Source organism: Ramlibacter sp., from assembly GCF_028292805.1.
GTDB lineage: Bacteria > Pseudomonadota > Gammaproteobacteria > Burkholderiales > Burkholderiaceae_C > Ramlibacter.
This window is the reverse complement of sequence record NZ_JAQGLS010000292.1, coordinates 24794-35787: the sequence shown is the minus strand read 5'-3', so window position 1 is coordinate 35787 and position 10994 is coordinate 24794. Positions and strand designations below refer to the sequence as shown.

Annotated in this window: 11 protein-coding genes, 2 tRNA genes and 2 pseudogenes; 8 read left to right on the top strand and 7 right to left on the bottom strand. The window is 67.3% G+C overall.

Annotation, left to right across the window (positions count from 1 at the left end):
* Window positions 1-727 (bottom strand): annotated as a pseudogene (locus JWP65_RS17860) (hypothetical protein); the annotation flags it as partial.
* Window positions 728-1007: 280 nt separating this feature from the next.
* Here JWP65_RS17860 and JWP65_RS17855 point away from each other — a divergent pair.
* The gene (locus JWP65_RS17855) at window positions 1008-1394 is read left to right on the top strand and encodes a response regulator (protein WP_299766164.1); all 387 of its coding nucleotides are present in this window, start codon (window positions 1008-1010) and stop codon (window positions 1392-1394) included.
* An 11-nt stretch (window positions 1395-1405) separates the two neighbouring features.
* On the opposite strand, the gene JWP65_RS17850 is transcribed toward JWP65_RS17855, so the two are convergent.
* From JWP65_RS17850 to JWP65_RS17825, 6 genes and pseudogenes are all read right to left on the bottom strand, one after another.
* A tRNA-Arg gene (locus tag JWP65_RS17850) sits at window positions 1406-1482 on the bottom strand.
* A 288-nt stretch (window positions 1483-1770) separates the two neighbouring features.
* Window positions 1771-1959 carry a hypothetical protein gene (locus JWP65_RS17845; protein ID WP_299766162.1) on the bottom strand — a complete coding sequence of 63 codons (189 nt, stop codon included), beginning with the start codon at window positions 1957-1959 and terminating at the stop codon, window positions 1771-1773.
* 135 nt (window positions 1960-2094) lie between these two features.
* Window positions 2095-2171, bottom strand: a tRNA-Pro gene (locus JWP65_RS17840).
* A 177-nt stretch (window positions 2172-2348) separates the two neighbouring features.
* A pseudogene (locus JWP65_RS17835) lies at window positions 2349-2660 on the bottom strand (benzoyl-CoA-dihydrodiol lyase); the annotation flags it as partial.
* A 30-nt stretch (window positions 2661-2690) separates the two neighbouring features.
* A complete protein-coding gene (locus JWP65_RS17830) occupies window positions 2691-2879 on the bottom strand; it encodes a hypothetical protein (protein ID WP_299766161.1) in 189 nt (62 codons plus the stop codon).
* Between the two features lie 5 nt (window positions 2880-2884).
* Window positions 2885-3811 carry a helix-turn-helix transcriptional regulator gene (locus JWP65_RS17825; RefSeq protein ID WP_299766159.1) on the bottom strand — a complete coding sequence of 309 codons (927 nt, stop codon included), beginning with the start codon at window positions 3809-3811 and terminating at the stop codon, window positions 2885-2887.
* Between the two features lie 124 nt (window positions 3812-3935).
* Between JWP65_RS17825 and JWP65_RS17820 the strand changes: the two genes are divergently transcribed.
* From JWP65_RS17820 to JWP65_RS17790, 7 genes are all read left to right on the top strand, one after another.
* A complete protein-coding gene (locus tag JWP65_RS17820) occupies window positions 3936-4415 on the top strand; it encodes a flavodoxin domain-containing protein (RefSeq protein ID WP_299766157.1) in 480 nt (159 codons plus the stop codon).
* An 84-nt stretch (window positions 4416-4499) separates the two neighbouring features.
* Window positions 4500-6074: a benzoate-CoA ligase family protein gene (locus JWP65_RS17815; RefSeq protein WP_299766155.1), complete on the top strand. Its 1575-nt coding sequence runs from the start codon at window positions 4500-4502 to the stop codon at window positions 6072-6074.
* A 103-nt stretch (window positions 6075-6177) separates the two neighbouring features.
* On the top strand, window positions 6178-7365 hold the full coding sequence (locus JWP65_RS17810) for an ABC transporter substrate-binding protein (protein WP_299766153.1): 1188 nt from the start codon (window positions 6178-6180) through the stop codon (window positions 7363-7365).
* Window positions 7366-7437: 72 nt separating this feature from the next.
* Complete coding sequence (locus JWP65_RS17805) at window positions 7438-8301, top strand: branched-chain amino acid ABC transporter permease (protein WP_299766151.1); 864 nt, start codon at window positions 7438-7440, stop codon at window positions 8299-8301.
* Window positions 8302-8389: 88 nt separating this feature from the next.
* Window positions 8390-9394: a branched-chain amino acid ABC transporter permease gene (locus JWP65_RS17800; protein ID WP_299766149.1), complete on the top strand. Its 1005-nt coding sequence runs from the start codon at window positions 8390-8392 to the stop codon at window positions 9392-9394.
* Window positions 9387-10226, top strand: coding sequence for an ABC transporter ATP-binding protein (locus tag JWP65_RS17795; protein WP_299766147.1), 840 nt, complete (start codon window positions 9387-9389; stop codon window positions 10224-10226). The genes JWP65_RS17800 and JWP65_RS17795 overlap by 8 nt, the downstream gene beginning before the upstream one ends.
* Complete coding sequence (locus JWP65_RS17790; RefSeq protein ID WP_299766145.1) at window positions 10219-10932, top strand: ABC transporter ATP-binding protein; 714 nt, start codon at window positions 10219-10221, stop codon at window positions 10930-10932. Before JWP65_RS17795 ends, JWP65_RS17790 begins: the two co-directional genes overlap by 8 nt.
* Window positions 10933-10994 lie beyond the last annotated feature (62 nt).

The window sequence follows — 10994 nt, the reverse complement described above, 5'->3', positions numbered from 1 at the left end:
TCACGTCGGCGATGTTGCGCACCTGCGCCGTCAGGTTGCCGGCCATCTGGTTGACCGAATCGGTCAGGTCCTTCCAGACCCCCGACACGCCCTTGACCTGGGCCTGGCCGCCCAGCTTGCCTTCCGTACCCACCTCGCGCGCCACCCGCGTCACCTCGGAGGTGAACACCGACAGCTGCTCGATCATGGTGTTGACCAGCCGGGCGGAGCGCAGGAACTCGCCCTTGAGCGGCCGGCCGTCCACCTGCAGGTCCATCGGCTGACCGAGGTCGCCCTTGGCCACGGCGCCGATGGTGCGGGCGATGTCGGTGGTGGGACGCACCAGGTCGTCGATCAGCGTGTTGAGCGAGTCGACCTGGTCGGCCCAGCTGCCGACGGCGCCGGGCGCGGAGATCCGCTGCGTCAAGCGGCCTTCCTTGCCCACGGTGTTGCTCAATCGCGCGGCTTCGGTGGTGATCCGCTCCGCGTTGGCGATGGACTTGTTGAAGGCCTCGGCGATCCGCGAATCGATGCCGGACCAGTCGGCCGGCAGCCGCACGCCGAACTCGCCGCCGGCAAAGGAAGTGAGGGCGGCCAGCATCTGTCTGGACCGTGTCTCGGCGGCCTCGGGGGCCAGCACCTGGATCGGCGTCGGCGACGCCGCCGGGCCGCAGGCCGCATCCGGTTTGTTCGCTGGGCCCTTGCCCGGCTTCTTCTTGAGGTTGCTCGGGGTGAGTGCCTGGTCCATGGGGTCTCCGTCGGTGGCGCGCTCGGCTCTGAATGACAACGTTCGGCGTCGTGCGTGACGCACGCAGCAGCTGATGGCCGAGCGAGCGAGTGTCCGGCAGGAAATCCGGACATCGTGTAGGAGGCGGCCGACACCAAGGGCCGCGAGCCCCGCCTTTGCAGAGATCACGGAATATTTGGCGGCCAGCACGCGCGCAACCGTTGTGCCAGCGCCGCGCCTGCGGCCCTGGCCGACGGCAGCGCCGCGGTGTACGATCACCAGCTCGCTGAATCACATCGATATGGACCCCCTGAACCGTGGACTCTTGAGCGTGCTGGTGGTCGACGACCACCCGCAGCAACGTTACGGGACGGCGCGCACCTTGCGCGCCGCGGGTTACAAGACCATGGAGGCGGCCTCCGGTTCCGAGGCACTCGAATTTGCCGAGTACGTGGCTGCCGTGGTACTCGACATCCACTTGCCGGACGTGATGGGATTCGAGGTGTGCCGGCTGCTGCGCAAGGACCCGCGCACGTCCAGCGTGCCGATCGTCCACATCACCGCCATGTACCTGAGCGAGGAAGACCACTGGGAAAGCCGAAAGTCGGGCGCCGACGCGTACTTCACGAGCCCGGCCGACCCGGCGCAGCTGGTGGCGACGATCGACGAGCTGATCCGGATGCGGTGAGGTTGGGGCGCTGGCCTGCCCGGAGGGAATCGAACCCCCGACAACCTGCTTAGAAGGCAGGTGCTCTATCCAACTGAGCTACGGGCAGAAAGGCAAGCCGGCCACGCCGGTGCCGCCGAGTTCAATTTTCGCATTGTTTTCTGGCGTCACTGCCGCGCGGCTGATGATTGAGCTAAAGGCCGGGAGCGCGTAAGCTCAAGCTGCGGGAGGAACTGCCATGGACCTGAGACCTTGCGGATGCGGCAAGCACAACCATATCCGGGAACACCGGCCCTGGTGGGCGCGGATCCTGATCGGGCGCCGGCAGTATCGCTGCGCCAGATGCGGCCGGACGATGTTGCTGCCAAAGCAGACGCGCGGCCCCGGCTGATCGCTGCTAAAGGCGACGTTCCGGCTGCTTGGTCCACGCCAGCGGAAGGGGAACCGTCGCCAGGAAGTCATGCGCCGGTTTGCGCGTTTCGCCGGGGCTGCCGGCGGGCTCCCGCTCGGTTTCGTCGATGCGCGTTTCGGTCCATGCCTTTTCCCGACGGACCGAAGCCCGGAGAAGGTCGAGAAGTCGTGACATCGAAGGTCTTTCCTGGTGAGCCGTTGGGAACCTTGACAGTATGTGTCACCACGGCGGCTTCGGGTTGAGCGAAGCACGTATGCCAGAAGGCCTCACCAGAAAGCAAAAAACCCGTCGGGATCCGACGGGTTGAAATGGTCGGAGCGAGAGGATTCGAACCTCCGACCCTCTGGTCCCAAACCAGATGCGCTACCAGGCTGCGCTACGCTCCGAAGGGCTGCATTCTACCGGGCAAGCAGCGTCTTGCCGGCAGGAACCCAAAAGAAAGAAGCGGCACGAGGCCGCATCGCTCGCATCAGAGCTTCACGTACTCGTACTCCACCGCGCGTTGGCGTTGACGCCGCGGTCGGCGGGCGATCCAGCCGGCCATCTAACCAGTTCAGGAAGGCCAGGCGGGCCAGCGTGCGGCGCAGCGCGCCGGTGGTTTCGCCCACCAGCCAGTGGTCCTTGTGCTGCTCCAGCACGGCGTCGGAGGCCATCACCAGGTCGGCGTCGCGGCGCGTCTTCAAGACCCACACGCCGATCTGCAGCTCGTTGGTGCGCAGGTTCAGGATGGCGGCGTCGAGCTCCCGCGCCAGCTGCAGCGGCCATCAGCTCGCGCCGGCGGCGACGATCGCCGCCGGCGTGGCTTCGATGCAGGTCTTGGGGCCGGACACGGTGAAGGTGGCGATGCGCGTGGCGTGGTCGACCTGCTCGTCGATGACCGGCTTGAGCGGGGTCAGCTCGATCCCCTAGCTGTTCAGCTTGAGCTTGTAGCCCGGCTTGATGCCGCCGTCCTCGTCGATGTCCAGCGTCAGCCGGGCAACGCCGCCCTGAACGTCCAGCGCCCAGTGGCAGCAGTGCGCCGGGTGGGTGGCGAAGCTCACGAACTCGCGCTCCTCGCCGCTCGGCGTCGGCTTGAACAGCAGGGGCTCGGGCATTGCCCTCATGCTGCCTCCAGTTTGTCCTTGGCCGCGGGCACGGCCCGCTCGAGATCTTTCAGCGATTGCTTGACGCTGCGCGCCGCCGTGTCCACCACCGAGTCCGCGCGTGCATACAAGGCCTCGCGGCTGGCCAGGATGCGACGGATGTCGTCCAGCGCCTCGCCCATGGCGCTGCGCGAGAGCTCGCCGTCGGTCTCGCCGCGGGCGGCGTCGAACGGGCGCATGTCGCCCTGCGCCACCACCCGGCTCATGTGCTCCTCGGGGCTGGCTTTGACCCACACGCAATGGAAGTGCGACTGCAGCAGGTCGAAGGTCTCGCGTTCGCTCACGATGCTGCCGCCGGTGGTCATCACCACGCCGCCCGCGTGCTCCTCGGCGATGCGCAGCAGCGCGCGGCGCTCGTAGCGGCGGTAGCCCGCCTGACCGTGCAGCAGCAGGATCTCGTTCATGCTGGTGCCGGCTTCGCGCTCGATCTCGCGGTCCAGCTCGACGAAGGGCACGCCGCGCTGGGCCGCCAGCTGCCCGCCCAGCGTGGTCTTGCCGGCGCCACGCAGCCCCACCAGCGCGATGCGCCGCTCGCGACCGTGCGCATCGGACAAACCAAAGGTGCTGGCCAACATGCCATAGGCCTGATCGAGCTGGCCTTCCTCGAGCCGCCCCAGCAGGTTGTGCACCCGGGCCAGCGCGGGCCGTGGCGCGTCCTGCAGCAGGTCGAGCAAGGTGATGTTCAAAGCGCGGGCCGCGGCTTCCAGCGAATTGATGGAGACGTTGCCCTTGCCGCCCTCGACGTCGGCCAGGAAGCGCTCGGACAAGCCGGAGTCGGCCGCCAGCTGCTTGCGCGTCATGCCGCGGCGGGCGCGCCAGGCCCGCACGCGGGCACCCAGGTCGACCAGGGTGGCGCGGGATTCGATGTCGGTCATCGCTTGCATGAAGTGCCTTCTGGAAGAATCAGGACTTGCGCTGAGGCAGGTTTGCAATATACTTCCTGCAAGTCGCCTGTCAAGCAGTTTGCTGCATGTGGACCAGATCCATGCAGCCAAGATCGGACCCCGCATGAAGCTCAAGATCCTCGTCGGCACCATGACCAGCACGGCCGACTATGTCGCCCAAGCCATCCAGATGGACTGTGCCGACCTCGTCGACGACATCGAGATCGTGATGATGGACGGGCTGGACCCGGCCGTGTTCGATGACGATGCACTTTATCTCATCTGCACCTCGACCTACGGCTCGGGCGACGTGCCCGACAACGCCCGCGCCCTGTACGAATCGCTCGACGCGCAGCCGCGCTTCCTGGGCCACGTGAAGTACGGCGTGGTGGCACTGGGTGACCGCACCTACCTGCAGACCTTCTGTTTTGGCGGCCAGAAGTTCGACCAGCGCCTGCAAGGCCTGGGCGCGCAGCGCATCGGCCAGGTGTGGTGTCACGACGCCAGTTCCGGCACCCTGGCCGAGGAACTCGGTGCCGCGTGGTGCCGCGAGTGGCTGGCCGAGGCGATCCCGGTGATGCAGAAGCAGGCGGCCAGCGCTTAGCGTCGTCATTGCGGGCGCGACCCGCAATCCATGGATCCCGACGCGAGGCCGGGATGACAGAGCAAGCCCCAGGAGACAACGACGATGCACATGAGCCACGCCGACCACAGCTCCACCCCGCCGCGGATCGAGATCCCGCGCGACTACAACGCTGCCCACGACCTGCTGCAACGCAATGCGGCGCGCCCGGGCAAGGTCGCCTTCGTCGATGCGGCCAGCGGCGCGCAACTGACTTACGGCGAACTCGCCGAGCACTCGCATCGCTTCGCCAACGCATTGCGCCAGCGGGGCATCGGCCCCGAGGCGCGCGTGGTGATTGCCATGCTGGACACACCGGAATGGCCCGTTGTCTTCCTCGGCTGCATCCTGGCCGGCGTGGTGCCGGTGGCGGCCAACACGCTGCTCACGACCAGGGACTTCGACTACATGCTGCGCGATTCACGCGCGCAGGCACTGTTCGTCTCCAAGCCCTTGCTGCCCACCTTCGAGCCGCTGGTCGGCACGATCTCCACGCTGGCGCAGATCTTCGTGGCCGGCGCCGCCGGCGACAACTCGGTGGCGAGCCTGGTCGCATCCGGCGCGCCCGACCAGCAGGTGGCGGGCACCTGCAGCGACGACGCCTGCTTCTGGCTCTATTCCAGCGGTTCCACCGGCGCGCCCAAGGGCACGGTGCACCTGCACTCGCACCTGGTGCAGACGGCCGAACTGTATGGCCGCGCGGTGCTGGGCCTCCGCCAAGACGACGTCGTCTATTCCGCCGCCAAGCTGTTCTTCGCTTACGGCCTGGGCAACAGCCTGACCTTCCCCATGAGCGTTGGCGCCACCGCGGTGCTGCTGCCGGCGCGACCGACCCCGGCCGATGTGTTCGGCGTGCTCAGGAAGTACCGGCCCACCATCTTCTACGGCGTGCCGACGCTCTATGCGGCCTTGCTGGCCGACCCGGCGCGGCCGCAGAAAAGCGAGCTGAACCTGCGCGTGTGCACCAGCGCCGGCGAAGCCTTGCCCGCCGACATCGGCAAGCGCTGGACCGCCGAATTCGGCACCGAGATCCTGGACGGCATCGGCTCCACCGAGATGCTGCACATCTTCCTGTCGAACCGCCCCGGCAAGGTGCGCTACGGCACCACCGGCCAGCCGGTGCCGGGTTACGAGTTGCGCATCGTCGGCGACGACGGCAGCGAGTGCGGGCCCGGCGAGATCGGCGAGCTGCAGGTCAGCGGGCCGACCTCGGCGATCATGTACTGGAACAACCGCGCCAAGACCAAGGCGACCTTCTCCGGCGCGTGGACGCGCAGCGGCGACAAGTACACCCGCGACGCCGACGGCTACTACACCTACGGCGGGCGCAGCGACGACATGCTCAAGGTGGGCGGCATCTACGTCTCGCCGTTCGAGGTGGAGGCCTGCCTCATGACGCACTCGGCCATCCTTGAAGCAGCAGTGATCGGCGTGGCCGACAGCGACGGCCTGGTCAAGCCGAAGGCATACGTGGTGCTGAAGGCAGGCCAGGAAGCCAGCGCCGCCGACCTGCAGGCGCACGTCAAGACGCTGCTGGCGCCCTACAAGTACCCGCGCTGGATCGCCTTCGTGCCCGAGCTGCCCAAGACGGCCACCGGCAAGATCCAGCGCTTTCGCCTGCGCGCGGACGCCGGCCAGTAAGAGCAATCCAGTGCACCACGCCTGAGGGAAAGCCATGTGGCGCGATCCCCGTGCATGCGATAAAAATACTTCAGGCCTCAACTAAACGAAACCAGGAGCATCCATGACCACTCGCCGCCTCGTCCTCTCCCGCGGTGCCGCCATCGTCGGCGCCGCCTCGACCGGCCTGTTGCTGCCCCAGATCGCGCGCGCCCAGTCGAACAAGGTCCGCGTCGGTTTCATGCTGCCGTACACCGGCACCTTCGCGCAGCTGGGCGTGGCGATCGAGAACGGCGTGCGCATGGCGATCAACGAAAAGGGCGGCAAGCTGGGCGGCCGCGAGATCGAGTGGTTCAAGGTCGACGACGAATCGGAGCCGTCCAAGGGCGTCGAGAACGCCAACCGTCTGGTCCAGCGCGACAAGGTCGACGTGCTGATCGGCACTGTCCACTCCGGCGTGCAGATGGGCATCCAGCGCGTGGCCCGTGACAGCGGCGTGCTCAACCTGATCCCCAACGCCGGCGTCCATGCAGCCACCCGCTCGCTGTGCGCGCCCAACGTGTTCCGCACCTCGTTCAGCAACAGCCAGCCCACGCGCGCGCTGGGCAAGCCGATGATGGACAAGGGCTTGAAGAAGACGGTCTGGATCACCTGGAAGTACGCGGCCGGCGACGAAGCCTTCGAAGGCTTCAAGGAAAGCTACACCGCGGCCGGCGGCACCATCATCAAGGAACTGGGCCTGCCCTTCCCCAACGTGGAGTTCCAGGCGCTGCTGACCGAGATCGCCTCGCTGCGCCCCGACGCAGTGGCCTGCTTCTTCGCTGGCGGCGGCGCCGCCAAGTTCATCCGCGACTACGCCGCGGCCGGCCTGAAGGACAAGATCCCGCTGTGGGGGTCCGGCTTCCTGACCGAAGGCGTGCTGACGGCCGCCGGCCCGGCCGCCGAAGGCATCATGACCACGATGCACTATGCCGATTCGCTGGACACGCCCCGCAACAACCAGTTCCGGCTGGCTTTCGCCAAGGAGTTCCGGATGCAGCCGGACGTGTACGCGGTGCAGGGCTACGACACCGGTCTGCTGCTGGCGCAGGGCATCGCCGCCGTCAAGGGCGACATCGGCAACAAGCAGGCTCTCTACAAGTCGCTGGAGACGCAAACCATCGACAGCCCGCGCGGCAAGTGGACGATGAGCAAGTCGCACAACCCGGTGCAGGACATCTACCTGCGCCGCGTGGAAAAGGGCGACAACAAGGTGGTCGGCATCGCCGCCAAGGCGCTGGCCGATTCGGGCGCGGGGTGCAAGCTGGGTTGACGCGGCAAGCGTCAACCCACAGCGGTTAGGGACGAGGGACTAGGCCCTGGCCCCTAGTCCCTCCCTGCCTCCATGGACCTCCCCAACTTGCTCATCCAGCTCCTCAACAGCGTCCAGTACGGGCTGCTGTTGTTCATGCTGGCCGCCGGCCTGACGTTGATCTTCGGCATCATGGGCGTGGTCAACCTCGCCCACGGCAGCTTCTACATGCTGGGCGCCTACCTGGCGTGGTGGCTCTCCAGCACCATCGGCAGCCTGGTGCTGGCCATCCTGCTCGGCACCGTGCTGTCGGTCATCTTCGGACTGGTGCTGGAACGCGTGCTGTTTCGCCATTTCTACCAGCGTGACCACCTCGACCAGGTGCTGCTCACCTTCGGCCTGATCTACATGTTCGAGGAAATGCGCTCCATCCTGTGGGGCGACGATGTCCACGGCGTGGCCATCCCCGCCCTGCTCTCGGCTTCCATCCCCTTGACCGACAACCTCTCCTACCCGGTCTACCGGCTGTTCATGTCGGGCGTGTGCATCGTGCTGGCCCTCGGCCTGTACCTGCTGATCTCGAAAACCCGGCTGGGCATGAAGATTCGCGCCGGCGCCTTCAACCGCGACATGACCGAGTCGCTGGGCGTCAACATCAAGCTGATCCACGCCGTGGTGTTCGCCCTCGGCGTGGGCCTGGCGACCATCGCCGGCATGATCGCCTCGCCGATCTCCAGCGTCTACCCCAACATGGGCTCGCAGGTGCTGATCATGTGCTTCGTGGTGGTGGTGATCGGCGGCATCGGCTCGGTCCGCGGCGCCCTCATCGCCGCCTTGCTGGTCGGCCTGGTCGACACCTTCGGCAAGGTGCTGCTGCCGCAGGTGGCCGGCATGCTGGTGTACATGCTGATGGCGGCCGTTCTCCTGTGGAAGCCGGAAGGACTGTTCAAGCAATGACGAATGTAGCCCCCACGCTTGTCGTTTCGTGTACCGCGCTGTTCCCCGAGCGGGCCTTCGCCGACTTGGGCCGGCCCGGCGGCGGCGCATGAGCTCCACCTCCACCGCCTCCCGGCTGGAGACCTTGCCGCGCGGGCTTCAGGTCGGGCTGGCGCTGGCGCTGGTGGCGCTACTGGTGTTCCCCTTCGTCGCCACCGAGTTTTACGCTTCCATGGTGGCGCGCATGATGATCCTGGCGATCTTCGCCATGAGCCTGGACCTGCTCCAAGGCGTCACCGGCCTGGTGTCGCTGGGCCATGCCGCCTACTTCGGCCTGGCCGGCTACGCGCTGGCCTTCGTCACGCCACCGGACGCGGCGGTGTCGCTGTGGTGGACCTTGCCGCTGGCGGTCGCCGGCTCCGGGCTGGCCGCGCTGGTGATCGGCTTCTTCGTGGTCCGCACCCATGGCATCTACTTCATCATGGTCACCATGGCGTTCGCGCAGATGGTGTTCTTCCTGTTCTTCGACAACAAGGCGCTGGGCGGCTCCGACGGCCTGTACATCAACTTCAAGCCGAACGCCGGCCTGTTCGACCTGGAGGACAAGCGCGTCTTCTACTACTTCACGCTGGCCGTGATGCTGCTGGTGTACTGCTTCCTGCGACGGCTGTTGTTCAGCCCGTTCGGCCGCGCCCTGGCCGGCATTCGCGTCAACGAGCACCGCATGCGGGCGATGGGCTTTGGCACCTTCGGCTACAAGCTGGCCGCCTTCACGCTAGCCGGCGCGCTGGCCGGGCTGGCCGGCTACCTGTGGGGCGCGCAGACGGGCTTCATCAACCCCGAGCTGATGGGGTTCCACATGAGCGCGCACGCCATCATGATGCTGATCCTGGGCGGCATGGGCAACTTCGCCGGCGCCATCGTCGGCGCCTTCGCCTTCGAGATGCTGCTGCACGAAGCCAAGGACCTGCCCACCATCGGCAGCTTCAACGCCGGCAAGCACTGGCAGCTGTGGACGGGCCTGTTCATCGTGCTGATCGTCACCTTCGCCCCGCGTGGTTTGCTCGGCATGCTGGAACGCGTGCTGCGCCGCAAGGAGACGCCGCGTGAGTGAGGTGCTGCTCTGCGCGCGCGGGCTGACCAAGCGCTTTGGCGGGCTGGCGGCGGTCAACGACGTCTCGCTGGATCTCTGGCGGCAACGCATCCACGCCGTCATCGGCCCCAACGGCGCCGGCAAGTCGACGCTGACCAACCTGCTGTCCGGCGACCTGGTGCCGACCGCGGGCAAGGTCACGCTGGACGGCCGCGACATCACCGGCTGGAACCCCGAGCGCATCTCGCGCGCCGGCCTGGGCCGCAGCTACCAGAAGACCAACATCTTCCTGCCGTTCACGGTGTGGGAGAACATCCGTCTGGCCGCGCAGTCGCGCACGCCGCAGGCGGCGCGCTGGCTGCGGCTGGCCACCAGTGTCAAGGCCGCCAACGAAAGGGCAGAGCGCGCCCTGGAACTGGCCGGCCTGCAGGCGCGGCGCGGCTTCGTCGCCGGCACCATCAGCCACGGCGAGCAGCGCCAGCTGGAGATCGCCATGACCTTGGCGACCGACCCGCACGTGCTGCTGCTGGACGAACCGCTGGCCGGCATGGGCACGGCCGAAGCCGAGCGCATGGTGGCGCTGCTGCTGCGCCTGAAGCAGGAGCACGCGATGCTGCTGGTGGAACACGACATGGACGCGGTGTTCGCCCTGGCCGACCACCTGACGGTGATGGTCAACGGCCAGGTGATCGCCAGCGGCGCGCCGGCCCAGGTGCGGGCCGATGCCAACGTGCAGTCGGCCTATCTGGGTGAAGAGGACGCCGCCGCCGGGCCGCCCCAAGGCGGCGACGCCCCCACGAGGGGCCGGGCAGCCGGCTTGCCGGCAAGCTGGGGAGCCAATTCCAATGGCTGAGGCCCTGATCGAAGCGCGCGCGCTGCAGACGTACTACGGTGCCAGCCACATCCTGCGCGGCGTCGACTTCGACGTGGCGCGCGGCGAGACCATCGGCCTGATGGGGCGCAACGGCATGGGCAAGAGCACCCTGCTCAAGACCCTGGTCGGCCTGGTGCGGCCACGCGGGGGCAGCGTCCGGGTCAAAGGCCGCGACATGGTCGGGCGGCCGCCCTATGAAGTAGCGCAGCTTGGCGTTGCCTATGTGCCCGAAGGCCGCGGCATCTTCGGCAACCTGAGCGTCAAAGAAAACCTGGTGATGGCGGCGCGACCCGGCACCAAGGGTCAGCGCGACTGGACCTACGAGCGGGTGCTGGAGACTTTTCCGCGGCTGCAGGAACGGCTGGGCCACGGCGGCCAGCAACTGTCGGGCGGCGAGCAGCAGATGCTGACCATCGGCCGCGCCCTGATGACCAACCCGGACGTGCTCATCCTCGACGAGGCGACCGAGGGGCTGGCCCCGCTGATCGCGCGCGAGATCTGGCGGATCTGCGGCCTGATCGCGGGCAGCGGCATCTCCAGCGTGATCGTCGACAAGAACTGGAAGCATGTGACGCAGGTGACCAACCGCAACGTGATCCTGGTCAAGGGCGAAGTGGTGTTCCAGGGCAGCTCTGCCGAACTGCGATCGCGGCCGCAGCTGCTCGAGCAGTACCTCGGCGTTTAGGCTGTGCAGCTCGGGCTGCGCATCCTCCAGCGCGCAAGGTGCGAGCAGGCGCACACCCTCGC